The 24,784-nt window shown below is 67.9% G+C and carries 22 protein-coding genes and 1 pseudogene; 15 read left to right on the plus strand and 8 right to left on the minus strand.

Going from position 1 to position 24,784, the window contains the following annotated elements:
• Positions 1 to 209: 209 nt before the first annotated feature.
• Positions 210 to 2,948, plus strand: coding sequence for a cation-transporting P-type ATPase (locus SK095_RS04895; RefSeq protein ID WP_136488058.1), 2,739 nt, complete (start codon positions 210 to 212; stop codon positions 2,946 to 2,948).
• Positions 2,949 to 2,951: 3 nt separating this feature from the next.
• A pseudogene (locus SK095_RS04900) lies at positions 2,952 to 3,152 on the plus strand (IS110 family transposase); the annotation flags it as partial.
• Positions 3,153 to 3,415: 263 nt separating this feature from the next.
• Here the strand turns inward: SK095_RS04900 and SK095_RS21695 are convergent.
• The 4 genes from SK095_RS21695 to SK095_RS04915 form a co-directional block, all read right to left on the minus strand.
• Positions 3,416 to 3,607 (minus strand): hypothetical protein, encoded by a 192-nt coding sequence (locus SK095_RS21695; RefSeq protein ID WP_414153881.1) that lies wholly within the window; start codon positions 3,605 to 3,607, stop codon positions 3,416 to 3,418.
• A 641-nt stretch (positions 3,608 to 4,248) separates the two neighbouring features.
• Complete coding sequence (locus tag SK095_RS04905; RefSeq protein ID WP_320548077.1) at positions 4,249 to 5,220, minus strand: D-glycerate dehydrogenase; 972 nt, start codon at positions 5,218 to 5,220, stop codon at positions 4,249 to 4,251.
• Between the two features lie 160 nt (positions 5,221 to 5,380).
• The gene (locus tag SK095_RS04910; RefSeq protein WP_320548078.1) at positions 5,381 to 6,298 is read right to left on the minus strand and encodes a TauD/TfdA family dioxygenase; all 918 of its coding nucleotides are present in this window, start codon (positions 6,296 to 6,298) and stop codon (positions 5,381 to 5,383) included.
• Positions 6,299 to 6,363: 65 nt separating this feature from the next.
• The gene (locus tag SK095_RS04915; protein ID WP_320548079.1) at positions 6,364 to 7,722 is read right to left on the minus strand and encodes an LLM class flavin-dependent oxidoreductase; all 1,359 of its coding nucleotides are present in this window, start codon (positions 7,720 to 7,722) and stop codon (positions 6,364 to 6,366) included.
• A 301-nt stretch (positions 7,723 to 8,023) separates the two neighbouring features.
• Between SK095_RS04915 and SK095_RS04920 the strand changes: the two genes are divergently transcribed.
• The 7 genes from SK095_RS04920 to SK095_RS04950 all read left to right on the plus strand — a co-directional run bounded on the left by SK095_RS04920 (position 8,024) and on the right by SK095_RS04950 (position 15,924).
• Entirely contained in the window at positions 8,024 to 9,130 is a 1,107-nt protein-coding gene (locus SK095_RS04920) for a sigma-54 interaction domain-containing protein (protein WP_136489467.1), read from the plus strand.
• A gap of 413 nt (positions 9,131 to 9,543) precedes the next feature.
• Positions 9,544 to 10,611: an ABC transporter substrate-binding protein gene (locus SK095_RS04925; RefSeq protein WP_320548080.1), complete on the plus strand. Its 1,068-nt coding sequence runs from the start codon at positions 9,544 to 9,546 to the stop codon at positions 10,609 to 10,611.
• Between the two features lie 7 nt (positions 10,612 to 10,618).
• Positions 10,619 to 11,827, plus strand: a complete 1,209-nt coding sequence (locus SK095_RS04930; protein ID WP_320548081.1) for an MFS transporter — start codon at positions 10,619 to 10,621, stop codon at positions 11,825 to 11,827.
• Entirely contained in the window at positions 11,824 to 12,657 is an 834-nt protein-coding gene (locus SK095_RS04935) for an ABC transporter permease (RefSeq protein ID WP_320548082.1), read from the plus strand. Before SK095_RS04930 ends, SK095_RS04935 begins: the two co-directional genes overlap by 4 nt.
• A gap of 13 nt (positions 12,658 to 12,670) precedes the next feature.
• Positions 12,671 to 13,462 carry an ABC transporter permease gene (locus SK095_RS04940; RefSeq protein ID WP_320548083.1) on the plus strand — a complete coding sequence of 264 codons (792 nt, stop codon included), beginning with the start codon at positions 12,671 to 12,673 and terminating at the stop codon, positions 13,460 to 13,462.
• Positions 13,463 to 13,478: 16 nt separating this feature from the next.
• The gene (locus SK095_RS04945) at positions 13,479 to 14,300 is read left to right on the plus strand and encodes an ABC transporter ATP-binding protein (protein WP_320548084.1); all 822 of its coding nucleotides are present in this window, start codon (positions 13,479 to 13,481) and stop codon (positions 14,298 to 14,300) included.
• A 283-nt stretch (positions 14,301 to 14,583) separates the two neighbouring features.
• Positions 14,584 to 15,924 carry an OprD family porin gene (locus SK095_RS04950; protein WP_320548085.1) on the plus strand — a complete coding sequence of 447 codons (1,341 nt, stop codon included), beginning with the start codon at positions 14,584 to 14,586 and terminating at the stop codon, positions 15,922 to 15,924.
• Here the strand turns inward: SK095_RS04950 and SK095_RS04955 are convergent.
• The 4 genes from SK095_RS04955 to SK095_RS04970 form a co-directional block, all read right to left on the minus strand.
• Positions 15,921 to 16,418: an SRPBCC domain-containing protein gene (locus tag SK095_RS04955; protein ID WP_320548086.1), complete on the minus strand. Its 498-nt coding sequence runs from the start codon at positions 16,416 to 16,418 to the stop codon at positions 15,921 to 15,923. The genes SK095_RS04950 and SK095_RS04955 overlap by 4 nt on opposite strands.
• Before the next feature lie 28 nt (positions 16,419 to 16,446).
• Positions 16,447 to 17,106, minus strand: coding sequence for an HAD hydrolase-like protein (locus SK095_RS04960; protein WP_320548087.1), 660 nt, complete (start codon positions 17,104 to 17,106; stop codon positions 16,447 to 16,449).
• A 142-nt stretch (positions 17,107 to 17,248) separates the two neighbouring features.
• A complete protein-coding gene (locus SK095_RS04965) occupies positions 17,249 to 18,292 on the minus strand; it encodes a MerR family transcriptional regulator (protein WP_320548088.1) in 1,044 nt (347 codons plus the stop codon).
• 150 nt (positions 18,293 to 18,442) lie between these two features.
• Complete coding sequence (locus tag SK095_RS04970; protein ID WP_320548089.1) at positions 18,443 to 19,000, minus strand: lipocalin family protein; 558 nt, start codon at positions 18,998 to 19,000, stop codon at positions 18,443 to 18,445.
• Positions 19,001 to 19,351: 351 nt separating this feature from the next.
• Here SK095_RS04970 and SK095_RS04975 point away from each other — a divergent pair, with 351 nt between their 5' ends.
• The 6 genes from SK095_RS04975 (at position 19,352) to ssuB (ending at position 24,733) form a co-directional block, all read left to right on the plus strand.
• Positions 19,352 to 19,990, plus strand: a complete 639-nt coding sequence (locus SK095_RS04975; protein ID WP_320548090.1) for a peroxiredoxin — start codon at positions 19,352 to 19,354, stop codon at positions 19,988 to 19,990.
• 99 nt (positions 19,991 to 20,089) lie between these two features.
• A complete protein-coding gene (gene ssuE / locus SK095_RS04980) occupies positions 20,090 to 20,677 on the plus strand; it encodes an NADPH-dependent FMN reductase (RefSeq protein ID WP_320548091.1) in 588 nt (195 codons plus the stop codon).
• A 149-nt stretch (positions 20,678 to 20,826) separates the two neighbouring features.
• A complete protein-coding gene (locus SK095_RS04985; RefSeq protein WP_320548092.1) occupies positions 20,827 to 21,792 on the plus strand; it encodes a sulfonate ABC transporter substrate-binding protein in 966 nt (321 codons plus the stop codon).
• Positions 21,793 to 21,896: 104 nt separating this feature from the next.
• A complete protein-coding gene (ssuD, locus tag SK095_RS04990; RefSeq protein WP_320548093.1) occupies positions 21,897 to 23,045 on the plus strand; it encodes an FMNH2-dependent alkanesulfonate monooxygenase in 1,149 nt (382 codons plus the stop codon).
• Between the two features lie 102 nt (positions 23,046 to 23,147).
• A complete protein-coding gene (gene ssuC, locus SK095_RS04995; RefSeq protein ID WP_320548094.1) occupies positions 23,148 to 23,939 on the plus strand; it encodes an aliphatic sulfonate ABC transporter permease SsuC in 792 nt (263 codons plus the stop codon).
• On the plus strand, positions 23,936 to 24,733 hold the full coding sequence (gene ssuB / locus SK095_RS05000) for an aliphatic sulfonates ABC transporter ATP-binding protein (RefSeq protein WP_320548095.1): 798 nt from the start codon (positions 23,936 to 23,938) through the stop codon (positions 24,731 to 24,733). The genes ssuC and ssuB overlap by 4 nt, the downstream gene beginning before the upstream one ends.
• Positions 24,734 to 24,784: the final 51 nt, after the last annotated feature.

The following is a 24,784-nucleotide window of genomic DNA, read 5'->3' on the forward strand; positions in this document are numbered from 1 at the left end:
ATAACGGCTTTTTGTCATAAGCGTTTAGAACGATGAGACCTGTAGTTATAACCGGGCTCGGCAAACCGTGCCCGGGGACTCGCCCTCAGCCACGCCTTCCGTAGCGGTCGTCGACACGATCGCGAAACAAGATCACACATATCCTGCAGGGAATTGCCGGATTGCCAGGCCTATCCTGCCCACGACGGAACTCGGAACAGGACGGATCAATGACCGATCACCCGACCCCATCCCCCCAGGAAGCCGCGCAACCTGCCTGGCATACCCTGTCGCGAGCGCAGATCGAGCAGGCCCTGCAGACCGGCCTCGCCGGCCTGTCGGAGGACGAGGCCCGGCGGCGCCTGGCGCACCACGGGCCCAACCGGCTGGCGCCACCGAAGAAGCGCGGCCCGCTGCTGCGCCTTCTGCTGCAGTTCCACAACATCCTGCTGTACGTGATGCTCGCCGCCGCCGTGATCACCGCCATCCTCGGCCACTGGGTCGACACCGGCGTGCTGCTGCTGGCGGTGCTGGTCAACGCCATCATCGGCTTCATCCAGGAAGGCAAGGCGGAATCGGCGCTGGACGCCATCCGCGCCATGCTCTCGCCGCACGCCACCGTGGTCCGCGACGGCCAGCGCCGCGAGATCGACGCCGCCGACCTGGTCCCCGGCGACCTGGTGCTGCTCGCCTCGGGCGACCGCGTGCCGGCCGACCTGCGCCTGGTCGAGGTCAAGGAACTGCGCGTCGAGGAGGCCGCACTGACCGGCGAGTCGCTGCCGGTCGAGAAGAGCGCCGCCAGCGTGGCCGCCGACGCCCCGCTGGGCGACCGCCACGGCATGGCCTGGTCGGGCACCCTGGTGGTCTACGGACAGGCCAGCGGCCTGGTGGTGGGCACCGGCGCGGCCACCGAACTCGGCAAGATCAACCAGATGCTCTCCGCCATCCGCAATCTGAGCACGCCGCTGCTGCGCCAGGTCGACCGCTTCGGCCGCATGCTGGCGCTGGCCATCCTGGCGCTGTCGGCCGCCACCTTCGTGCTCGGCACCCTGTGGCGCGGCCATGCGCCGGCGGAAATGTTCATGATGGTGGTCGCCCTCGCCGCCTCGGCGATCCCCGAGGGCCTGCCGGCGATCATGACCGTCACCCTCGCCCTCGGCGTGCAGCGCATGGCCCGGCGCAACGCCATCGTCCGCCGCCTGCCGGCGGTGGAGGCGCTGGGCTCGGTCACCACCATCTGCTCGGACAAGACCGGCACCCTGACCCGCAACGAGATGACCGTGCAGCGCGTGGTCTGCGCCGGCCACGTGTTCGCCGTCGGCGGCGTGGGCTATGCGCCGGTGGGCGACATGAGCCTCGACGGGCGCATCGTCGAGGCCGCGCACTATCCGTCGCTGGCCATGGCGATCCGCGCCGGCGTGCTGTGCAACGACGCCCGCCTGCGCGAGGAAGACCAGCTGTGGCGCGTGGAGGGCGATCCCACCGAAGGCGCCCTGCTGGTGCTCGGCGGCAAGACCGGCTTCACCCAGCAGCTGGGCGAGGAGGCCTGGCCGCGCCTCGACTCGATTCCCTTCGAGTCGCAGCACCGCTTCATGGCCACCTACCACCGCGACGGAGACGACGAGCCATGGCTGTTCGTCAAGGGCGCGCCGGAGCGGGTGCTCGACATGTGCGTGGCGCAGCTCGACCTCGACGGCGAGCGGCCGTTGGAGGTCGACTACTGGCGGCGCATGGCCACCGACACCGCGGCCCAGGGCCTGCGCCTGCTCGCCCTGGCCTGCAAGCGCGCCGCCCCGCAGCGCGAGCGGCTGGCGTTCGCCGACACCGAATCCGGCTTCGTGCTGCTGGCCCTGGTCGGCATCATCGACCCGCCGCGCGAGGAGGCCATGCGCGCCGTCGCCGACTGCCACCTGGCCGGCATCCGCGTGAAGATGATCACCGGCGACCATGCCGAGACCGCCCGCGCCATCGGCGCGCAGCTGGCCATCGGCGTGGGCAAGCCGGCGCTCACCGGCGCCGAGGTGGCGCTGATGGACGATGCCGCCCTGCGCCGGGTGGCGATGGAAGTGGACGTGTTCGCCCGCGCCAGCCCCGAGCACAAGCTGCGCCTGGTACAGGCGCTGCAGGACGACGGCCAGGTGGTGGCGATGACCGGCGACGGCGTCAACGACGCCCCGGCGCTCAAGCGCGCCGACGTCGGCGTGGCTATGGGCCTCAAGGGTACCGAGGCGGCCAAGGAGGCCGCCGACATGGTGCTGGCCGACGACAACTTCGCCACCATCGCCAGCGCGGTGCGCGAGGGCCGCGCGGTCTACGACAACATCAGGAAGTTCATCCTGTTCATGCTGCCCACCAACGGCGGCGAGGCGCTGGTGGTGATCGCCGCCATCCTCTTCGAGCTGGCCCTGCCGCTCACCCCCGCGCAGGTGCTGTGGATCAACATGGTCACCTCCAGCACCCTGGGCCTGGCGCTGGCCTTCGAGCCAGCCGAGCGCGGCATCATGCGCCGCCGCCCGCGGCCGGTGGGCGAGGCGCTGCTGTCGGGCTTCTTCGTCTGGCGGGTGCTGATGGTCTCGGTGCTGATGATGACCGGGGCGCTCGGCCTGTTCCTCTGGGAGCTGGCCGCCGGCACCAGCCTGGAGACGGCGCGGACCATGGCGGTCAACGCGGTGGTGGTGGCGGAGATGTTCTACCTGCTCAACAGCCGCTTCATCTTCGCCCCGGTGCTCGGCCGCGGCGGCCTGCTCGGCAACCGCTACGTGCTGCTGGCCATCGCCGCCTGCATCCCCTTGCAACTGGCCTTCACCTACGCGCCGTTCATGCAGGGGATCTTCGGCTCGGCCGGGCTGACCCCGCTGGAGTGGCTCAAGGTACTCGGCGCCGGCCTGCTGGTGTTCTGCGTGGCCGAGCTGGAGAAGCTGGTGATCCGCCGCACGGCGCTGGCGACGCGCCTGCACCCCGCGGCCTGACGATTGTTGGCGGCGCAGCGTTGCCAGGCCAATACGCCGGAACGCCTGACCCGCCTGCAACGCTGGGCGGTGGAAACCGCCGCGCGGATCGGCCACAACAAGGCCGCGGTGGCGCTGGCGAACAAGCTGGTACGGACCTGCTGGGCGGTGTGGTGTCACGAGCGGCGCTTCAGCGGCGACTGGCAGAGCAGCAAGCCCGCCTGACGGCGGGACGGAGCCAGCAGGAGCAGGTTTTCTTGTGGTTGTGGTGAACAGCGACACTGTCGGAACAGGCGAGTCCTGCAACGGAACAAGGCCGATAACAATCATGATCCCCGTGATCGACTGAACGCTTGGCCCCCGTTGCGCGAACTACAGAGTGGCCCGGGCGGCAACGCCCAGCGAAGGCCGGATATACGAGTGCAACCGCACTGACGACAGGGTTGGAACAGGGTTACTCACCACTTGTGGGGAGAGCCCATATACCACTAGTTAGAAGCCATGCACGTATGGAAGAATTTCTTAACATCTTTTGAATATTTTTCCATAACTCCGCTTTCTAAATTCAAGGCTACTTGAGCATCCCAAGGCTCTGTTCCTTCGTATTGGGCGAACTTGAGCTTAACCGCTATGCGGCCTTTCTGATCCGATGTGCATGTAATTGAAAACTCTTGTTCAATTGACGCCCATTCTTACGAGCGGCCCTGAGTACATGATGTAGAGCATCACGCTGGCTGACGAAAGAGAAAGCGCAAGTGGGAGGAGCAGCCAGCGTGAGCGGTTGGCAGCAAAACAGACCACGGACAGCAGCAAAGCGTTGATGAAAGGGATGCCCCACCAATAGGGCAAAGTTCGAACACCAAACGACAACGCTCTGGGGGTTGTATTCCCAAAGTTGCGATATACATCCGAGAAATCATTAAGGGTTCCAGTGTTCCATGCGTGCCAGACTAGACCCTAAAAGAGGATGGCAACGAGCGTGAAAAGGAAAATTACGGTTGACGTTCTCGAACTCATGAATGCGTAACCTCAGAGAGTAATCGCGCGCGATTCGGAGAAGCTCTAACAAAAAACAGACACCAATTGGTGCATAACACACCGAACGGGACTGGTGGATAAAACTCCGCCAGAGAAACGAAAAACCGCTCTGAGACGCAGCTTTGACAATAGTGATGGTGGTGAAGGCAGGTTATGCACCATGACGCCAAGTCCCTTTGTGTGCGCTGATGACAGGTGCCGAGAGTAGCGCGGGGCGCAAGTGCAACACAACCCGAGGAAGTCCCCGCCCATGGCCACGGACGGGGACGAGAGCGAAAGCGCCCTACCCCACCCGCACCTGCGGATTGACCCTGTGCCGCGGTGTGCCGCCGAGCAGCGCACGCTCCAGGTTGTCCAGCGCCAGCTCGGCCATCGCCTGGCGTGTCTCGTGGGTGGCCGAGCCTACGTGCGGCAGGGTCACCACGTTGGGCAGGGCGAACAGCGGCGACTCGCGCAGCGGTTCCTGCTCGTAGACGTCGAGGCCGGCGGCGCGGATCTGGCCGTTCTGCAGCGCCTCGACCAGCGCCGCCTCGTCGACCACCGGGCCGCGGGCGACGTTGACCAGGATGGCGCCCGGCTTCATCTGCGCCAGCTCGCGGCGGCCGATCAGGTGGCGGGTCGCGGCGCTGAGCGGCACCACCAGCACCACGAAGTCGGCCTCGCCGAGCAGCTCGTCGAAACCGCAGTAGCGCGCGCCCAGCTCCTGCTCCAGTTGCGGCTTGCGGCTGTTGCCGTGGTAGAGCACCTCCATGTTGAAACCGAAGCGGCCGCGGCGGGCGATGGCCGCGCCTATGTTGCCGAGGCCGAGGATGCCCAGGGTCTTGCCGTGCACGTCGCTACCGAACTGCGCCGGGCCGACCGGCGCCTGCCAGTGGCCGGCCTTGACCCAGGCGTCCAGCTCCGGAACCCGCCGCGCGGCGGCCATCAGCAGGGTGAAGCCGAGGTCGGCGGTGGTTTCGGTGAGCACGTCCGGGGTGTTGGTGAGCAGGATGCCGCGCTCGTTCAGATAGGCGAGGTCGTAGTTGTCGTAACCCACCGAGATGGTCGAGACGACCTCCAGCTGCTCGGCCTGTGCCAGCTGGGCGCGGCCGAACGGCCGGCCGACACCGAGCAGGCCGTGCGCCGCCGGCAGCGCGGCGGCGTACTGGGCGTCGATGTCGCCGGCCGGGTCGAGCAGGGTGACGTTGAAGTTGCGGCTCAGGCGCTGCTGGTGTTCGGGGCTGAGGCGGCTGAAGACGAAGACGTTCTTGCTCATGGCGTTCCTGCGCGGCTGATCCGGGGGAAACAAGGCAGCAAGGATTGCCCGGATACGGCGGCCGGTCCAGCCCCGCCGCATCCGGGCGCGCCGGAGCGGTCCTGCGCAGTGCGGTGGCCTGCCGGCGCCGCCCTGCGCCGGTTTCGGTTCCGGGCTGGACTCAGCCGGCCTTCTTCAGGCCCAGCTTGTCGGCGTCGGTCAGCGGGCTGCGCGCCTCGGGGCTGGGCTTGATGGCACGGCTGGTTTCGCCGCTGACCGACACCGGGATCTCGCCGTGTACGGTGGTGCGGCGCACCACGCGGCGGGCGTTGCCGTAGTCGTCGACGGCGATATGCTGGGTGACGCGGTTGTCCCATACCGCCAGGTCGCCCTTGCTCCAGCGCCAGCGCACGATGTTCTCCAGCTTGACGATGTGCGCCTGGAACAGGTCGAGCAGCGTGCGCGAGTCGCGCGAGCTGAGGCCGACGATCTTCTGCGCGAAGTGGCCGAGCAGCAGCGCCTTCTCGCCGGTTTCCGGATGCACACGCACCAGCGGGTGTTCGGTCTCGTAGTAGACCGAGGTGAAGTCCTCGCGGAAGCGCAGGTGCTGCTCGACCCCGGCCAGCTCCTTGGGCGAGGCGTAGTCGTAGACGTTGGTGTGGCTGGCCCACAGGCTGTCGGCCAGCTGCTTGAGCGGCGCCGGCAGTTCCTCGTAGGCGGCCACCGCATTGGCGAACACGGTGTCACCGCCGAACTCGGGGACCACCTCGCCGCGCAGCAGGGTGATCTTCGGATAGTCGGCGAGGAAGGTGATGTCGGCGAGCCAGGAGTTGGCGCGCGAGCGCTCGGAGTCCACCTCGAGGATGCCGGCGGTGTTGGCCGCGGTATGTGCGGTGGGGTGCACCGAAAGGTCGCCGAAGCGGCGGCCGAAGGCTTCCTGCTCCGCGTCGCTGAGGTGCTGCTCGGGGAAGAACAGCGCCTTGTGCTTGAGCAGCGCCTGGTAGAGCTCGGCGAACTGCGCGTCGCTGAGGTCGGTGACGCGCACGCCCTTGACGGTGGCGCCGATGCGGCCGGTGATGGGTTGGATGCTGAGGCTCATGTCGGTTCTCCCTGGCGGTGATGCCCGCCGATCTCGTTGGCAAAGCGAAGGTTGTCTGTCAGGTTTCAGCCGGCGGCGCGTTGCTGGCGCTGCCGGACGTACTGGTTTTCCGGCCGGGCCAGGCCGAAGTGCTCGCGCAGGGTGGTGCCGGCGTACTCGGTGCGGAACAGCCCGCGGCGGCGCAGCTCCGGCACCACCAGCTCGATGAAGTCCTCGAGGCCGCCCGGCAGCCACGGCGGCATGACGTTGAAGCCGTCGGCGGCGCCGTTCTCGAACCACAGCTGGATCTGGTCGGCGACCTGTTCGGCAGTGCCGACCACCGTCCAGTGGCCGCGGGCGCCGGCGATGCGCAGGTACAGCTCGCGGATGCTCAGGTTTTCGCGCGCGGCCAGATCGAGCAGCAGCGCCTGGCGGCTCTTGCCGCCGTTGGTTTCCGGCAGGTCCTGCGGCACCGGGCCATCGAGGTCGTAGCCGGACAGGTCGGCACCGATCATTCCCGACAGCAGCGACAGGCCGACCTGCGGGTGGATCAGCTCCTGCAGCTGCCGGTACTTGGCCTGGGCCTCCTCCTCGGTATGGCCGACGATGGCGAAGATGCCGGGGAGGATCTTCAGCTCCTGCGGGCTCCGCCCGTACCTGGCCAGGCGGCCCTTGACGTCGGCATAGAAGGCCTGCGCGCTTTCCAGGCTCTGGTGGGCGGTGAAGATCGCCTCGGCGGTGCGCGCGGCGATCTCCTTGCCGGCGTCGGAGGAACCGGCCTGCACCAGCACCGGGTAGCCCTGCGGCGAGCGCGCCACGTTGAGCGGCCCCTTGACCCGGAAGTGCTTGCCCCGGTGATCGAGCACGTGCAGCCTGGCCGGATCGAAGAACTGGCCGCTGGCCTTGTCGCGGACGAAGGCGTCGTCCTCCCAGCTGTCCCACAGGCCCTTGACCACGTCGAGGAACTCGCCGGCGCGCTCGTAGCGCAGGGCATGCTCGAGGTGCTCGTCGCGGTTGAAGTTCTGCGCCTCGGCCAGGGTGTTGGAAGTCACCTGGTTCCAGCCGGCGCGGCCATTGGAGATCCAGTCCAGCGAGGCGAACTTGCGCGCCAGGTGGTAGGGCTCGTTGAAGCTGGTGCTGACCGTGCCGATCAGGCCGATGCGCTCGGTCACCGCGGCCAGCGCCGACAGCAGGGTGAAGGGTTCGAGGAAGGAGGCCCGCGCATTGCGCGATGCCGCCTCCAGGCTGCCGCTGCCGAAATTGGCCGCCACGCCGTCGGCGACGAACACGGCATCGAACTTGGCGGCTTCGGCCAGCCGGGCGACCCGCAGGTACTCCCGGAAGTCCACCTCGGCGCCGGCCGGCACGTCCGGGTGACGCCAGGCGGCGATGTGATGGCCGGTGGCCATCAGGAAGGCATTCAGACTCAATTGACGCTGGCTCATGGGGGCTCCCTGTCGGTCGAGAAGGTTCGGATCGCCGCCCGTTGCGGCGCTGACAGGATGATTGCAGCAAGCGTGCCAATTGCATGAAGCCCGCATATTCAGCGCTTTTACCGGTCTCTTGCCGTGCAACTGTTGGATTTTGCGCAGCACAGGCCGCGTTCTGCCGATTTTTCGCCAGCAGTACGGGCAACAGCTCACATTCAAAAACTGGAATATAGAAAGTAAATTTGATTATTTTTAAATATAAGCATGTGCCGCTACAGTCCTGCCGGATCGAGAACCCGTAGCAAGCGAGGCCGCCATGAACGCACCCGTCCTGACTCTGGCTCCCCATGAGAACAGCCGCGAGGAAATCCGGGCCAAGGCGCTGCTGTTCGCCGACATCCGCTCCCAGCAACTGCTGGAACAGGCCGAGCTGGTCGCCGCCAGCCCCGTGCCCGTGCTGATCCACGGCGAAACCGGCACCGGCAAGGAACTGCTGGCCCGTCACCTGCACAAGCGCAGCGGCCGCAAGGGGCCGTTCGTGGCGGTGAACGGCGCGGCGATCAACGAAAGCCTGGCCGAGAGCGAATTCTTCGGCCACGAGGCCGGCGCCTTCACCGGCGCCAACGGCCGCCGCGAGGGCTGGTTCGAGGCCGCCCAGGGCGGCACCCTGTTCCTCGACGAGATCGGCGACCTGCCGCTGGCGCTGCAGGTCAAGCTGCTGCGCGTGCTGCAGGAGCGCGAGGTGGTGCGCGTCGGCGGACGCAAGCCGATTCCCATCGACGTGCGCATCGTCACCGCCACCCACGTCGACCTGCAGTCGGCGATCACCGCCGGGCGCTTCCGCGAAGATCTCTACTACCGGCTGAATATTGTCACCCTGCGCATCCCGCCGCTGCGCGACCGCCCCGGCGACATCCTGCCGCTGGCCCGGCACTTCCTCGGCCAGTTCGCCCGCGAACACGCCCGCCCGCTGCCCGAGCTGAACGCCGACGCCGTGCAGCGCCTGCTGGCGCACAGCTGGCCCGGCAACATCCGCGAACTGGAGAACACCCTGCTGTCCGCCGCCCTGCTGGCCGGCGGGCCGCTGATCGAGGGACGCCACCTGCAGTTCAGCCGCCGGGCTGCGCCTGCCCCGGCCCCGACCACGACCGCTGGTGCGCCGGCTAACAATGCGGGCGCGCCGACCGACCCGCTCTGGCAGGGCATCCGCCAGCAGCTGCAGGAGCTGCTCGACCACGAGCACCCGGAGCTGCTGGCGCGCTGGGAGGAACTGCTGGTCGAGACCACCCTCGCCCGCCACCACTTCAACCAGGTGCACAGCGCCGATCGCCTGGGCATCAGCCGCCACGCCTTGCGGACCCTGATGAAGCGCTACGACCTGCTGCCACCACCGGCCGGCGCGCGCTACGGCAACGCCGGCTGAGGTCCGTTGCAGGGCGGCTCTCCGCCCGCCCGCGCTGGCTGGCGGGCTTCTGCGTGCTATCTGCTGCTGCGCCTGCTGCTGGCCTCGGGGCCGGTGCCCAGCCTGTCCAACCTGGCGGCGTCCGGAGCGCGGCGCTGCGGACTTTCCAACAGTTCGCTGCCGGCGCTGCGCAATTCGCCACAGCCTCGCCGAGCGCCGCGCCGCACGGCGCACCGTCGCCCGACCGGCGCCCTCCGCTCGCCAGCGGCAGAGCGCGCCAAACGGCCGCTTGCCGGCCTGTTATGTCGTTATGGTATTTTAATTTAAAGATTCGAAAGACTTTGGCATAACACCTGCAACCACCCTTCCTGTACTCGCCGCGTCGCCATCCGGCGCTCCGGCAAGCCCCCTTCGACGGAAACAGGAAGTCCCCCATGAAACGCAAACTGCTGCTCCCCCTCGTCGCCGCCCTCGGCGCCAGCTGGTTCGGCGCCGCCTTCGCCGCCGAGCAACCCCAGGTGATCCGCTTTGGCCTTGCCACCGTCGGCAAGGGCGGCATCCCCTTCGCCTCCTCCGGCGTCACCAGCCTGGCCCACCAGCGCCAGGCCATCGAGAAGGAGCTGGAAGCCGACGGCATCAAGGTCGAGTGGACCTACTTCAAGGGCGCCGGCCCGGCGGTCAACGAGGCGCTGGCCAACAAGCAGCTCGATTTCGCCTGGCAGGGCGACCTGCCGGCGGTGATCGGCAAGGCCGGCGGCCTCAACACCAGACTGATCGCCGCCGACGGCCTGCTCGCCTCCAACTACCTGGTGGTGCCGGCCGATTCGCCGGCCAGGAGCCTGGAGGACCTCAAGGGCAAGAAGGTGGCGCAGTTCAAGGGCACCAACCTGCAGCTGGCCACCGCGCGCACCCTCAAGCGCGAAGGCCTGCAGGACCGCGACTTCCGCACCATCAACATGGACTTCCCCACCGCCGCCGCGGCGCTGGCCTCCAGGGACATCGACGGCGCCTGGCTGTCGTCCACCGCCTTCGAGCTGCAGAAGAACGGCGTCGGCCGGATCATCTACGACACCCGCGCGGTGGACGCCCGCCTGACCCGCCAGACCCACGTGCTGGTCGACGGTGACTTCGAGCAAAAGCATCCGGAGATCGTGCAGAAGGTGGTCAACGGCCTGGTGAAGACCGCCGCCTGGGTGTCGGCGCCGGAAAACGAGGACGCGGCGTTCGAGCTGTGGGCCAAGTCCGGCACCCCGGTCGACTCGCTGCGCGCCGAGCAGGGCGACCTGCAACTGGTGCGCCGCTACTCGCCGCGTCTGGACGAGTTCTTCGTCGACCGCTACCGCGCCACCGTCGCCGAATCCAAGGAGCTGGGCCTGCTGCGCGGTGACGTCAACGTGGCCGGCTGGGTCGAGCCCAAGTACGTCGACACCGCCATCGAGCAGTTGGGCCTGCAGAAGCTGTGGCCGGTGTACGACGCCGCCAACCAGCCGCTGAACCAGTGAGCCGCGCATGACCACGACCACCGCCGGACTGGCGCACGGGCGCACCCTGGCCAGCTTCATCCTGCTCGCCACCCTGGCCGGCATCGGCGTCGGCCTGGCCAAGGTGACCACCGCGCTGTACGCCATCGACCTGCAGGCCACGCCGCTGCAGTTGGGGCTGATCGCCGGGGCGCAGACCGCCGGCCTGCTGCTCACCAGCCTGCCGTGCGGCGTGCTGGTCGAGCGCCTCGGCCCGCTGCGCCTGTTCGTCCTCGGCAGCCTGCTGGCCGCCGCCATCTACCAGCTGGTGCCGCTGGTGTCGCACCCGCTGTACCTGCTGGCGCTGACCCTGCTGGTGGGGCTGTGCATGCCGTGCCGCTTCGTCTCGCTGAACACCGTGTTCATGCAGCAGCTGGCGCAGATGGGCGAGGCGCGCGCCGGCTGGTTCCGCGGCTCGCAGATGATCGGCCTGCTGCTGATCGGCCCGACCCTGGCGGCGCTGCTGGTCGACTGGCGCGGTACGGCCGGCAGCTGGGGCCTGATCGGTCTGGCCTTTGCGCTGCCGGTGCTGCTGGCACCGCTGGTGCTGCGCATCTATCCAGCGCAGCGGCGCAGCGCCGAGCGCCTCAGCCTGGCTGCGCTCGGCCGCCAGTTCGGCCTGCTGCGCGGCGATGCCCAGCTGCGCGGCAACTGCCTGCTGGATTTCTGCGTGCAGGCGGCGGCGATGTACTTCGCCTTCTTCATCGTCGCCATCACCGTGCAGGACTACGGCTGGTCGGCGCAGCAGGCCGCCACCCTGCTCAGCGGCCACGGCCTGGCGTTCATCCTCGCGCTGTTCCTGCTCGGCCGGGTGTTCGGCGCGCGCAGCCGCAGCGGTTTCGTCGCCAGTCTGCTGCTGTGCAGCGCCGCGCTGGCGACCCTCGGCCTCGGCCAGAGCGCGCCGCTGCTGTGGGCCGGCGCCCTGCTGCTGGGCGCGAGCCTGGGCATGCTGCAGGTGGCCACCCTGTCCAGCTACGCGCGCAGCGGCCTGCGCCTCGGCCACGGCCGGGTCGCCGGGCTGGCCGCGCTGGTCGGGCCGGCCGGCAGCATGAGCGGCTGCCTGCTCGGTGGCCTACTCGGCGCCCGCTTCGGCCTGCAACCGCTGTTCCTGCTGTTCATCCTGCCGTTCGCCGGCTTCCTGCTGCGCCAGCTGCGCGGCCCGCTACCCGATCTTTCCGCCCGGAGGACTTCCCCATGAGCACAACCCGAGTCGCGGCGGCGCCGCGTTCGTTGCCCCACTGGCGCTGGCCGGACCTGGCCCGCCCGCTCAACTGGCTGGGCGTCAAGGCCAGTGCCCTGCTGCTGCCGGTCGCCCTGCTGCTGCTGTGGCACACCGCGGTGGCCCGCGACTGGGTGTCGGCACAGATCCTGCCGCCGCCGGCGCTGGTCCTGCAGACCTTCCTCGACCTCGCGCGCAGCGGCGACCTGTGGTTCGAACTGTCGATCAGCCTGCAGCGGGTGCTGGTCGGCTCGCTGCTCGGCGGCCTGGCCGGCCTCGCGCTCGGCCTGCTGATGGGCCTGTCGCGCCAGGTCGAGGCCTACCTGTGGCCGCTGTTCCAGGCCATCGCCCAGGTGCCGGTGCTCGGCTGGATTCCGCTGCTGATGATGCTGGTCGGCATCGACGAGGGGCTCAAGTACCTGGTGATCGCCAAGGCGGTGCTGGTGCCGATGACCATCAACACCTTCGCCGGCATCCGCAACATTCCGCACAGTTACCTGGAAGTGGCGCAGGTGTACCGCTTCACCCTGCTGCAGCGCCTGCGCCGGGTGATCCTGCCGGCGGCGCTGCCGAGCATCTTCACCGGCGTGCGCTTCGCCCTGACCAAGGGCTGGATCGCCCTGGTCACCGTCGAGCTGCTCGCCTCCAGCGAGGGCATCGGCTACCTGATGGTCGACGGCCGGCAGATGTTCCAGCTCGACCTGGTGATCGTGGCGATGCTGGTGATCGGCCTGGTCGGCCTGCTGCTGGACAAGGGCCTGGCGCTGATCGAAACCCGCCTGCAGCGCTGGCAGCGCCAGGCGTTCTGAGGAGAACAACAAGATGATCGACCTTGCGAAACGCTTTCCCCTGCTTCACCGACGGCCCGATCTGCGCGGCTTCGTGGTGCCGGTCGGCCTGGTGCTGCTGTGGTGGCTGGCCACCGCGCTGCAGTGGGTGGACACCAAGCTGGTCGCCAGCCCGCCGGCGGTGCTCGACGCCGCCTTGCAGGCCGCCGTCGGCGGCGAGCTATGGCACAACCTAGCCGCCAGCCTGCAGCGCAACCTCGCCGGCTTCGTCCTCGGCGGCCTGATCGGCCTGGCCTTCGGCAGCCTGCTCGGCCTGTCGCGGCTGGCCGAGCGACTGGTCGGCCCGACCTTCCACGCCGCCAAGCAGATCGCCCTGTTCGCCTGGATCCCGCTGCTGTCGGCCTGGTTCGGCTTCGGCGAGCCGGCCAAGGTGGCGTTCATCGCCCTCGCGGTGTTCTACCCGGTGGCGCTGAACAGCTTCGAGGGCATCCGCGCCACCCGCGTCGAGCTGTACGAGGTGGCCCGCGTGCTCGGCCTGTCGCGCGCCCAGCGGCTGTTCAAGCTGGTGCTGCCCTCCGCCGCGCCGGCGATCTTCACCGGCCTGCACCTGGGGCTGATCTACGCCTGGCTGGCGACCATCGGCGCCGAATACTTCTTCTCTGCCGGCCCCGGCATCGGCAACACCATGATCGACGGCCGCGAGCATTTCGAGATGGACCAGGTGCTCTACGGCCTGGTGGTGGTCGGCGCCGTCGGCCTGCTGCTCAACCGCCTGGCCGCCTGGATCGAGACCCGCAGCCTGGCCTGGCGCGTGCGCCCCCACTGATTGAAGGAAGCAACCCATGAGCAAGACCGATTTCCTGACCCTCGACGGGGTCGACAAGCGCTTCGCGGTCAAGGACGGCGAACTCAGCGTGCTGGAGAACATCAGCCTGACCATCCGCCAGGGCGAGTTCATCAGCATCGTCGGCGGCAGCGGCTGCGGCAAATCCACCCTGCTGCGCCTGCTGGTAGGCCTCGAGGAAGCCAGCGCCGGGCGCCTTCTGCTCGACGGCGTGCCGATCGGCGGTACCGACCCCGAGCGCGGCATCGTGTTCCAGGACCACCGCCTGTACCCCTGGCTGAGCGTGGAGGACAATGTGCTGCTGGCGCTGGCCAACTCGCCGTTCTCCCCAGCCGAGCGCCTGGACACCGTGCATAGGCACCTCGAACTGGTCGGCCTGCAGAACTTCACCCGCGCCTATCCCGCGCAGCTGTCCGGCGGCATGAGCCAGCGCGTGGCGATCGCCCGCGGCCTGGTCAACCGGCCGAAGATCCTCCTGCTCGACGAGCCCTTCGGCGCCCTCGACGCCCTCACCCGCGCCCAGCTGCAGGAAGAGCTGGCGCGCATCTGGCTGGCCGAGGGCATCACCACCGTGCTGGTCACCCACGACGTCGACGAGGCGGTGCTGCTCGGCGACCGGGTGGTGGTGATGGAGCCGCGGCCGGGGCGGATCAAGCGCATCGTCGAGGTCGACGTGGCGCACCCGCGCCGCCGCGAGGACTACCGCCTGGCCGAGCTGCGCAACGACATCCTGCAGGACTTCAGCCAGCACCAGGCCTCGCCGCTGCTGCACCCGCAGCACGAGCAGCGCGCCTTCCGCAGCTACGCCATGGCCTGGTAGCGCGCGGCCGGCGGCGGTTTCGTTAGCGCGCCCGCAGGCCTTTTTCACCCTGAACCAAGCGCCGCCGGCAGGTCCGGTGGCGCCTTTTCACGCTCAGATTTTTATATTCAAAATAGACATTAAATTCAAATTAATAATTCTTTTTGGAATTACAAAGGTTCACTTAGCCTAGCTCTCGCCGACAACAACGTCGCTTCATCAGTCGGCCAGTGACAGCCCATTCGACCACGAAACGCCCGCACGGCCGCCTCACCCAGCATTCGATCATTTGGAGCATCGAGCAATGAACAAGTCCACTCTGGCCCTCGCCATTGTGGCGGGCATCGTGGGTCTGCCGTCCGTGCAGCAGGCGTCCGCCGCAGGTTTCATCGAAGACAGCAAGGCCAGCCTCGGCCTGCGCAACTTCTACTTCAACCAGGATATCCGCGACGCCAATGCGCCGTCGGTCAAGGAGTGGGGCCAGGGCTTCGTTCTCAACTACACCTCCGGCTATACCCGGGGCACCGTGGGCGTCGGTGTGGACGCACTCGGCCTGCTCGGCGTCAAGCTCGACTCCGGCGGCCGCTTCGGCAAGGCCGGCATCGAGCGCAGCCCCAGCCAGCTGTTCCCGCTGGAAAGCAACGGCAAGGCCGTGGACGAATTCAGCCACCTCGGCCTGACCGGCAAGCTCAGGGTATCGAAGACCGAAGCGCGCCTCGGCACCCTGCTGCCCAAGCTGCCGGTGGTGGTCTACAACGACGGCCGCCTGCTGCCGCAGACCTACGAGGGCGGGCAGATCACCTCCAACGAGATCGACAACCTGACCCTGATCGGCGGCCAGCTGGAACACACCAAGCTGCGCGCCTCCAGCGACCGCGAGAGCCTGAGCGCCGCCGGCCCCAACAAGCCGGACACCAACAAGTTCTACTACGGCGGCGCCGACTACCGCATCGGCAAGAACCTGCTGCTGCAGTACTACTACGGCAACCTCGAGGACTACTACCAGCAGCACTTCCTCGGCCTGACCCATACCCTGGCCCTGCCGCTGGGCAGCCTGGTCAGCGACCTGCGCTATTTCGACAGCAGCTCCGACGGCAAGAATGCCAGCGCCGCCGGGCGTGCCGAGGGCTGGTCGGTCGGCGGCGACCTGGGCCGGCAGGCCGGCGACCCGCACAAGGGCGAGATCGACAGCCAGCTGTCGAGCGCCCAGTTCACCTGGAAGGTCGGCGGCCACGCCCTCGGCCTCGGCTACCAGCACAACGGCGGCGACAGCATCCTCGGCCTTCTCAACCAGGGCGCCGGGGTCAGCGGCTACACCATCGCCGAGCGGCAGATCGGCGGCTTCCGCGCCCCGGGCGCCGACGTGTGGATCGCCTCCTACGCCTACGACTTCGCCGCCCTCGGCGTACCGGGCCTGACCGCCAGGGCGATCTACAACAAGGGCGTCGACTACGACGTGGCCAACAGCTCCAGCGATGTCGGCGAGTGGGAGCGCGACCTGCGCGTCGACTACGTGGTGCAGGGTGGCGCACTCAAGGGCCTCGGCTTTGCCTGGCTGAACGCCTCTCTGCGCAGCGACCTGGCCAGCCAGCGCGACGTCGACGAGAACCGCCTGATCGTCAGCTACAGCCTGCCGCTGTTCTAACTCACCCATGCGGCGGCAGAGCCCTCTGCCGCCTGCCCTGCCTCAGGCTGCGTGCCAACTGACACCTCCGCGCGTGTCTTGAGGCTGTGGTTCATGGCCTCGAAGCCTTGCCGCGTGTGTGCCAGCCTGCGGCGCAGCAGGCCCACGAGCAGACCGCTGAAGGTTTCGGAATGCACCAGGCGCGTGGTTCCGGGGCCCTGCGGGAGCAGCTCGAAATGATGCTCGCCATCCAGCAGGCCCGGCACCAGCCAGTGCCCCAGCCAGCGCAGCGACTGCTCGGGGGCGACCTCCACCAGTCTGGGCGTGAAGCGCATGGCGCCTTGCCCGGGAGGCTGGATGCGGATGCGCAGTCTTTCCCCCGCGACCACCTCCCCCTCGATCTGGCGGATGAAGGGGTTCCACTCCGGATAGGATGCGAAGTCGGTGAGCACTCGCCAGATCTGCGCCGGCGTGGCGTGGATGTCGATCTGCGTGTGCAATTGCAACAGCCCCATAGCGATAACGCCCCCCTCCTGGCCTGAATCAAACCGTACTGACGGCGATTCTTCTGAGATCAGGCACGCTGGCGAACTCTTCTTCAGGCGCCAGCCTGCCCAGGACTTCCGGGGTGCCATAACCCCAGGCGACTGCGCCAAATGCGATGCCTGCGGATCTGGCAGCTTCGTGGTCGGTCGGCTGGTCGCCGATGTAGATGGCTGCCGTGGGGGCTATTCCGACTCGGCGCAGAACCCGGCGCAGGCGCGAGGCCTTGCCGAAGATGGACGCACCGCATTCGAAATGGCTGAAATGCCGGCAGCTTGTGCCGAGAACGCGGGTGACGTTTTCATGGGCATTGGACGACACCAGCGCGACAACGATGCCGCGCTCGGTCAGGTAGGAAAGTGTCGTGTCCACCTCGTCGAAGAGCGGGATCCCTTCTATCCGTTCCTGCATCAGCGCCATGAAACCCTGCGCCACTGCCGGCAGCTTCCACGGGGCTATGCCGAGGTGGCTCATCAGCTCGCGAGGGCTGCGCCCTCTGAGCATTTCGACTTCCTCCGCATCAACCCGCTTGAACGAATACCTGTCGGCCAGCGTGTCGATGACCGACACGAAGAACGGGAAGGAGTCGGCCAGCGTGCCATCGAAGTCGAAGATGGCGAGCTCGTACCGTGGAGCCGGGCCTGTTTGCGGTCTTTTCACGATTGTCTGTTGCTCCGGAGTTGCTATGCGTGATCGGCGCCGCGACCGGCTGCGCCGACCTGCAGCGCAGCCGGCCATGTTCAGATAGGTGCAGGACCACCGCGCTGGAAGGTCATCGCAGCGCTATCGGCAAGGTGCGCGGTCAACTGGCGTGCGGCTGGGCGCAGCCCATCACGGAAGCCACGGCTTTTTCCAGGAAGGCCAGGCTGCGGGCGTCGAGCCAGCTTCCCTCGGCGAGGCTGGGCTCCTGCTGCATGGCCTGGCGGATCTTCCCGTGGGTGTCCGGATCGCTGCCGGCGTAGCCCTGCAGCATGGCCAGCCAGCGTCCGGCCAGGCGCTGCCCGCGCTCGCCATCCGGCTCGGCGCCGGCGTCGATGGCGCTGCGCAGGTCGATCAGCAATTGCGGCCAACCCTTCATCTCCCGGACATAGTGCTGCCGCATGAAGGCGAACTCCTTCGCCGAGAGATAGCGGGCGAACACCGCCAGCTTGCTCTCGGCAAAGGCCTCCAGCAGGAATGCCACCACGCTCGGGGCGACGCCCAACTGCTCCTGGAATAGCGGCTCGCTGGCGTGCATGGCGTCCAGTCTGGCCAGCCAGTCGGGGTTGGCATCGGTGTCGCGCTCGAGGGTCCGCATCCAGCGGCGGGCGAATTCCTGCGCGGCTTCGCTGGCCGGCGACTCTCCCGCCGCGTGGAGGAGGTTGGCCTCGCGGGCCAGTTCGGCCCATTCCGCCCGCAAGGTGTCGTCTGCCCGGTAGAACGGCAGGTTGGCGAGTTCGTCTTGGGTGAAGTACTGCTCGTACATGGACATCAGCTCCAGTGTTTTCAGCCAGTCGTCCAGCTCCGGCTCCTCCCCCTCCATGAGCCGGGCCTTGAGCTGGCTCAGCCGGTAGCGCAGCTGGATCTGCTGCGCGAGCAGCCGGTCGATGGCCATGATCTGCTGGTCGATGAGGGGGGCGAGCGCGAGGTCCGGACGGTCGAGAGCCGCGCCGATGTCTGCCAGCGTCATGCCGAGCCCGCGCAACGCCTGGATCCGGTGCAGGCGGGCGATGTCCTCGCGGTTGTAGAGGCGGTAGCCGGCTTCGGTGCGGGCCGAAGGACGGAGCAGTCCGATGTCGTCATAGTGATGGAGGGTACGGACGGTCAACCCCGTGCGCTTGGCCAGTTCACCTACTCGCAGCAACATCTTCCAACTCCTGTTTCCTAGGGCGCGGTCCATGCTGAGGCCTCACGTTGCGTGAGGGTCAAGCCCCTGATGGCACCAGCAGGGGCAAGTCTGCCCAGAATCGGGGGACCGACCGCAGCCGCTCCTCGGCGGCCCGGCGGGCGATGCCCGTCAGTCCTGCCGGGTGACTTCAAGCCTGCGGATGTCGAAGCCCTGATGCGACAGCCGGGTCAGCAGGTTCCGGTAGTCATCGGCGGCGATAACGGGTGTCCTGGCCAGTATCCACAGATATTCCTTTTCCGGCTCGCTCACGGCAACCAGCTGGTAGTGCTCATCGAGGTCGATGATCCAGTAGTCGCCCCAGACGAATGGCAGGAACGAGAGCCACGCTGGTGCGAAGCGAACCTCCAGTTTGGGTGACGTGGCCGGACCTGCCTGCCTTGCCGTGCCGAGCGCTGACTGGATCTCCCCGTTTTCCAGCCGGCAACGGTTGATGACCTGCACCGTGCCATCTCGTTGGAGGCTGTATTCCGCCCTGGTCCAGCCCGCGCATTTTTTCTGGAACCAGTTGGGATACTTCGCAATTTCATACCAAGTGCCCATGTAGCGAGGCACATCGAGTACGGGAATCGTGTGCAAGGGCTGCCGGTTGCCTGCCGGTGCGGAATCGCCGGCCAAGGCGGTCAGGGAGCACAGGCTGGAAAGCAGGAAAAATGAAATATTTTTCAAGGTCGGCCTTTTCAGGATGTGGGCTGCGGTCGCGTTGCTCGATGATACTCGGATTATCGAGCGGCAGATGCTCGGACTGACTGACCACCATGTCACCCATACAGGACCGGGGGCTGGGAAATCTCCATGCTGATATGCGTGGTGGCACCGGGATTTCCAGGTGCGCTCAGGCCTCAGCGGGCGCCGTAGGCCTGGTCGAACACGCCAGCATCGTTGAAGTAGGTCAGGCCTGACGGCCAGTCTTATATCTCCAAAAAGAATTACAAAATAGAAATTTATTCTTTTTAATCCTGAAAGATCCTGCGCATAGTAGCTCCCACCCAAGGACATCCCCTTCTGAGGAGCAGAACCATGAGCATCCGTCTCGGCGACATCGCCCCCGATTTCGAACAGGACTCCAGCACCGGCCGCATCCGTTTCCACGAGTGGCTGGGCGACAGCTGGGGCATCCTGTTCTCCCACCCGGCCGACTTCACCCCGGTGTGCACCACCGAACTGGGCTTCACCGCCAAGCTCAAGGACGAGTTCGCCCAGCGTGGCGTCAAGGCCATCGCCCTGTCGGTCGACCCGGTGGACTCGCACCTGAAGTGGATCGAAGACATCGAGGAGACCCAGGACACCCAGGTCAACTTCCCGATCCTCGCCGACGCCGACCGCAAGGTCTCCGACCTCTACGACCTGATCCACCCGAACGCCAACGACACCCTGACCGTGCGCTCGCTGTTCATCATCGACCCGGCCAAGAAGGTACGCCTGATCATCACCTACCCGGCCAGTACCGGGCGCAACTTCCACGAGATCCTGCGGGTGATCGACTCGCTGCAGCTGACCGACAGCCACAAGGTCGCCACCCCGGCCAACTGGCAGGACGGCGACGAGGTGGTGATCGTGCCCTCGCTCAAGGACGAAGCGGAAATCCAGCAGCGCTTCCCGAAAGGCTACCGCGCGGTGAAGCCCTACCTGCGCCTGACCCCGCAGCCGAACCGCTGAGTTTCGACACCAAGGTTTCAACCCTCAAGCCACGCATGGGGTTCGGGGCCTGCCAGGCAGAACAGGCCCCTTTTTTATTCACACGAGAAGGAAACAGCGATGCTGGTCGTATCCCTTTCCGGCAGTCCCTCGCAGCAGTCGCGCTCCGCCGGCCTGCTGGAGTGGTCGCGCCGCTGGCTGAGCGCGCGCGGCGTGGAAGTGGTCAGCTTCGGCGTGCGCGACTTCGCCGCCGAGGACCTGCTCTACGGGCGCTTCGACAGCCCGCAGGTCATCGAACTGGCCGAGCGCGTGCGCGTCGCCGACGGCCTGCTGGTCGCCACGCCGGTGTACAAGGCCGCCTATTCCGGCGCGCTGAAGACTCTGCTCGACCTGCTGCCCGAGCGCGCCCTGGCCCACCAGGTGGTGCTGCCGTTGGCCACCGCCGGCAGCCCGGCGCACCTGCTGGCGCTGGACTACGCGCTCAAGCCCGTGCTGGCCGCACTGAAGGCCGAAGAAGTGCTGCAGGGCGTGTTCGCCGACGATCGCCAGACTCGCTACGAAGAGGGCCGCGTGGTCCTCAGCGGGGAACTGGAACAGCGTCTGGAGGCGGCACTGGAGCAGTTCTATCAGGCACTGGTACGCCGCCCGCGCCATCTGCAGCCGGGGCAGCTCGAACAGCAGCTGCTCGGCGCCCGCTGGGGCGTCTGAACCACGACTCCCCTCCGGGCGAGCGCTCCCGCGCAGCCCATGCTTTTTTGCCCTCCCCCACACGGGGCGAGGCACTTGAAAGTCCTCACTCGTCCGCCAACGGACCAGCAGGCATCCACCACCACCGACTTGCATACAAGGAGAGCGCCATGCGCACCCCCTACCTGCGTCGCGGACTGGTCGCCCTGCTGGCTGCAGCGATCTCCTCCGCCGCCCTCGCCGCCGATGATGCCGACAACACCCTGCGCATCGGCTACCAGAAATACGGCACCCTGGTGCTGCTCAAGGCCAAGGGCAGCCTGGAACAGCGCCTCGCCGCCCAGGGCGTGAAGGTGCAGTGGACCGAGTTCCCCGGTGGCCCGCAGCTGCTGGAAGGCCTCAACGTCGGCTCGATCGACTTCGGCGTGACCGGCGAGACCCCGCCGGTGTTCGCCCAGGCCGCCGGCGCCGACCTGCGCTACGTGGCCTACGAGCCGCCGGCGCCGACCGGCGAGGCGATCCTGGTGCCCAAGGATTCGCCGATCAGGAACGTGGCCGAGCTGAAGGGCAAGAAGGTCGCCCTCAACAAGGGTTCCAACGTGCACTACCTGCTGGTGCGAGCGCTGGAGGACACCGGCCTGTCGATCACCGACATCACCCCGGTGTACCTGCCGCCGGCCGACGCCCGCGCCGCCTTCGAGCGCGGCAGCGTCGATGCCTGGGTGATCTGGGACCCGTTCCAGGCTGCCGCCGAGCAGCAACTGGCGGCGCGCACCCTGCGCGACGGCAGCGGGCTGGTCGACAACCACCAGTTCTACCTGGCCAGCGGCAGCTACGCCCAGCAGCACCCGCAGGTGGTCGGCGCGCTGATCGAGGAGATCCGCGCCATCGGCGAGGAAGCCAAGGCCGATCCGGCCAGGGTCACCGCGCAGGTCGCCCCGCTGATCGGCCTGCCGGCCGACATCACCCACAAGGCCGTCGCCCGCCAGGGCTACGGCGCCCAGCCGCTGACTCCGGCAGTGGTGGAAGCCCAGCAGAAGATCGCCGACACCTTCGCCGACCTCAAGCTGATTCCCAGGCGCCTGAGCATCAAGGACGTGGTCTGGACGCCGCCGCCCAAGGTCGCCCAACAGTAAATCCGCTCGCGGGCGCCCTTCGGGGCGGCCCGCTCCCCTTTCCGAATCATCGCGCGCATGAGCTACGCCCCACCGCCGGCGCGCCCACTACCCGGAACATAGCGATGAGTCTGAACATCTTCTGGTTTCTCCCCACCCACGGCGACGGCCACTACCTAGGCACCGCCGAGGGCGCCCGCGCCGTCGACCACGGCTACCTGACCCTGGTGGCGCAGGCCGCCGACCGCCTCGGCTACGGCGGCGTGCTGATCCCCACCGGACGCTCCTGCGAGGACTCCTGGCTGGTCGCCGCCTCGCTGATCCCGGCCACCCAGCGCCTGAAGTTCCTGGTCGCCCTGCGTCCGGGGATCATCTCGCCGACCGTGGCCGCGCGCCAGGCGGCGACTCTCGACCGGCTGTCCAACGGCCGTGCGCTGTTCAACCTGGTCACCGGCGGCGATCCGGACGAGCTGGCCGGCGACGGCCTGCACCTGTCGCATGCCGAGCGCTACGAGGCGGCCGACGAATTCACCCGCGTGTGGAAACGCGTGCTGTCCGGCGAGACCGTCGACCTCGACGGCAAGCACATCCAGGTCAAGGGCGCCAAACTGCTCTACCCGCCGATCCAGCAGCCGCACCCGCCGCTGTACTTCGGCGGCTCCTCGGAGGCCGCCCACGAACTGGCCGCCGAGCAGGTCGACCTGTACCTGACCTGGGGCGAGCCGCCGCAGGCTGTGGCCGAGAAGATCGCCGACGTGCGCGCCCGCGCCGCCAGGCACGGGCGCACCGTGAAGTTCGGTATCCGCCTGCACGTGATCGTGCGCGAGACCAACGAGGAAGCCTGGGCCGCCGCCGAGCGCCTGATCAGCCACCTGGACGACGACACCATTACCAGGGCGCAGGCCTCGCTGGCGCGCTTCGACTCGGTCGGCCAGCAGCGCATGGCCGCCCTGCACGGCGGCCGCAAGGACAACCTGGAAGTGGCACCCAACCTGTGGGCCGGGGTCGGCCTGGTGCGCGGCGGCGCCGGCACCGCGCTGGTCGGCGACGGCTCGACCGTGGCGGCGCGAGTCAAGGAATACGCCGACCTCGGCATCGACACCTTCGTGTTCTCCGGCTATCCGCATCTGGAGGAGTCCTACCGGGTCGCCGAGCTGCTGTTCCCGCACCTCGACCTCGCCCAGCCGCAGCGTCCCGAGAGCCGCGGCTACGTCAGCCCGTTCGGCGAGATGATCTCCAGCGACATCCTGCCCAAGGCAGCAGCGCAGAGCTGAGGCCGCGAACCCCGCTCGCCGGAGCACGTTGTAGGGGCGAATTCATTCGCCCACCACGGCCTGCTCCAGGCGAATGAATTCGCCCCTACACGAGTTGGCATCATGAGTACGCGCAATACCGAGAAACTCCTCCTGCGTCTGGCGCCCTGGGCGCTGCCGGTCCTGCTGCTCGGCGTCTGGCAGCTGGCCGCCAGCAGCGGCTGGCTGTCCAGCCGCATCCTGCCGGCGCCCAGCGCCGTGGCCGTCGCCGGCTGGGCGCTGCTGAGCAGCGGCGAGCTGTGGCAGCACCTGGCGATCAGCGGCTGGCGCGCCGGCATCGGCTTCGTCATCGGCGGCAGCCTGGGCCTGGCGCTCGGCTTCGTCACCGGCCTGTCGAAATGGGGCGAACGCCTGCTCGACAGCTCGGTGCAGATGATCCGCAACGTGCCGCACCTGGCGCTGATCCCGCTGGTGATCCTGTGGTTCGGCATCGACGAGAGCGCGAAGATCTTCCTGGTCGCCCTCGGCACCCTGTTCCCCATCTACCTCAACACCTACCACGGCATCCGCAGCGTCGACGCCGGGCTGGTGGAGATGGCGCGCAGCTACGGCCTGGCAGGCTTCGCCCTGTTCCGCCAGGTGATCCTGCCCGGCGCCCTGCCGTCGATCCTGGTCGGCGTGCGCTTCGCCCTCGGCTTCATGTGGCTGACCCTGATCGTGGCGGAAACCATCTCGGCCAACGCCGGCATCGGCTACCTGGCGATGAACGCCCGCGAGTTCCTGCAGACCGATGTGGTGGTGCTGGCGATCCTGCTCTACGCGGTGCTCGGCAAGCTGGCCGATGTCGCCGCCCGCGGCCTCGAACGCGCCTGGCTGCGCTGGCACCCGGCCTACCAGCAAGGAGGTGCCCGATGAGCACCCAGGATCTGAAGCGCGGCCTCCCGCTGCACCTGCACGGCGTGACCAAGGCCTTCGGCGAGCGCACGGTGCTGCACGGCATCGACCTGCACATCCCCGCCGGCCAGTTCGTCGCCGTGGTCGGCCGCAGCGGCTGCGGCAAGAGCACCCTGCTGCGCCTGCTGGCCGGCCTGGACCATGCCACTTCCGGAGAACTGCAGGCCGGCAACGCGCCGCTGGCCGCGGCCCGCGAGGACATCCGCCTGATGTTCCAGGACTCGCGCCTGCTGCCGTGGAAGCGGGTGATCGACAACGTCGGCCTCGGCCTGTCCGGCGACTGGAAAAGCCAGGCACTGGAAGCGCTGGCAGCGGTCGGCCTTGGCGAGCGCGCCCACGACTGGCCGGCGGCGCTGTCCGGCGGGCAGAAGCAGCGCGTGGCGCTGGCCCGCGCGCTGATCCACCGCCCGCGCCTGCTGCTGCTCGACGAGCCGCTCGGCGCGCTGGACGCACTGACCCGCATCGAGATGCAGCAGTTGATCGAGCGCCTGTGGCAGCAGCACGGCTTCACCGTGCTGCTGGTCACCCACGACGTCAACGAGGCGGTGGCGGTGGCCGACCGGGTGATCCTGATCGAGGACGGCCGCATCGGCCTCGACCTGCCGATCCCCCTGGCCCGTCCGCGCCCGCGCGCCTCGGCGGCGCTGGCCGCGCTGGAAGCCCAGGTGCTCGAGCGCGTGCTGGCCCTGCCACCCCAGGAAGAAACGGCCGAACCCGTATCGCCATTGCCCACGCAGCTGCGCTGGGCCCTGTGACCAACCATTCCCAGTCCAAAACCACCAGCCTTACCCATACCCCTGAAGGAG

This window comes from Pseudomonas sp. AN-1 (genome assembly GCF_034057115.1).
Classification (GTDB): domain Bacteria; phylum Pseudomonadota; class Gammaproteobacteria; order Pseudomonadales; family Pseudomonadaceae; genus Geopseudomonas.

What these genes read in the sequence shown, in the direction of transcription:
- SK095_RS04895 (WP_136488058.1), top strand. Translation starts at nt 210, where the DNA reads ATGACCGATCACCCGACCCCATCCCCCCAGGAAGCCGCGCAACCTGCC.
- SK095_RS04905 (WP_320548077.1), bottom strand. Translation starts at nt 5,220, where the DNA reads ATGAGCAAGAACGTCTTCGTCTTCAGCCGCCTCAGCCCCGAACACCAG.
- SK095_RS04910 (WP_320548078.1), bottom strand. Translation starts at nt 6,298, where the DNA reads ATGAGCCTCAGCATCCAACCCATCACCGGCCGCATCGGCGCCACCGTC.
- SK095_RS04915 (WP_320548079.1), bottom strand. Translation starts at nt 7,722, where the DNA reads ATGAGCCAGCGTCAATTGAGTCTGAATGCCTTCCTGATGGCCACCGGC.
- SK095_RS04920 (WP_136489467.1), top strand. Translation starts at nt 8,024, where the DNA reads ATGAACGCACCCGTCCTGACTCTGGCTCCCCATGAGAACAGCCGCGAG.
- SK095_RS04925 (WP_320548080.1), top strand. Translation starts at nt 9,544, where the DNA reads ATGAAACGCAAACTGCTGCTCCCCCTCGTCGCCGCCCTCGGCGCCAGC.
- SK095_RS04930 (WP_320548081.1), top strand. Translation starts at nt 10,619, where the DNA reads ATGACCACGACCACCGCCGGACTGGCGCACGGGCGCACCCTGGCCAGC.
- SK095_RS04935 (WP_320548082.1), top strand. Translation starts at nt 11,824, where the DNA reads ATGAGCACAACCCGAGTCGCGGCGGCGCCGCGTTCGTTGCCCCACTGG.
- SK095_RS04940 (WP_320548083.1), top strand. Translation starts at nt 12,671, where the DNA reads ATGATCGACCTTGCGAAACGCTTTCCCCTGCTTCACCGACGGCCCGAT.
- SK095_RS04945 (WP_320548084.1), top strand. Translation starts at nt 13,479, where the DNA reads ATGAGCAAGACCGATTTCCTGACCCTCGACGGGGTCGACAAGCGCTTC.
- SK095_RS04950 (WP_320548085.1), top strand. Translation starts at nt 14,584, where the DNA reads ATGAACAAGTCCACTCTGGCCCTCGCCATTGTGGCGGGCATCGTGGGT.
- SK095_RS04955 (WP_320548086.1), bottom strand. Translation starts at nt 16,418, where the DNA reads ATGGGGCTGTTGCAATTGCACACGCAGATCGACATCCACGCCACGCCG.
- SK095_RS04965 (WP_320548088.1), bottom strand. Translation starts at nt 18,292, where the DNA reads ATGTTGCTGCGAGTAGGTGAACTGGCCAAGCGCACGGGGTTGACCGTC.
- SK095_RS04975 (WP_320548090.1), top strand. Translation starts at nt 19,352, where the DNA reads ATGAGCATCCGTCTCGGCGACATCGCCCCCGATTTCGAACAGGACTCC.
- ssuE (WP_320548091.1), top strand. Translation starts at nt 20,090, where the DNA reads ATGCTGGTCGTATCCCTTTCCGGCAGTCCCTCGCAGCAGTCGCGCTCC.
- SK095_RS04985 (WP_320548092.1), top strand. Translation starts at nt 20,827, where the DNA reads ATGCGCACCCCCTACCTGCGTCGCGGACTGGTCGCCCTGCTGGCTGCA.
- ssuD (WP_320548093.1), top strand. Translation starts at nt 21,897, where the DNA reads ATGAGTCTGAACATCTTCTGGTTTCTCCCCACCCACGGCGACGGCCAC.
- ssuC (WP_320548094.1), top strand. Translation starts at nt 23,148, where the DNA reads ATGAGTACGCGCAATACCGAGAAACTCCTCCTGCGTCTGGCGCCCTGG.
- ssuB (WP_320548095.1), top strand. Translation starts at nt 23,936, where the DNA reads ATGAGCACCCAGGATCTGAAGCGCGGCCTCCCGCTGCACCTGCACGGC.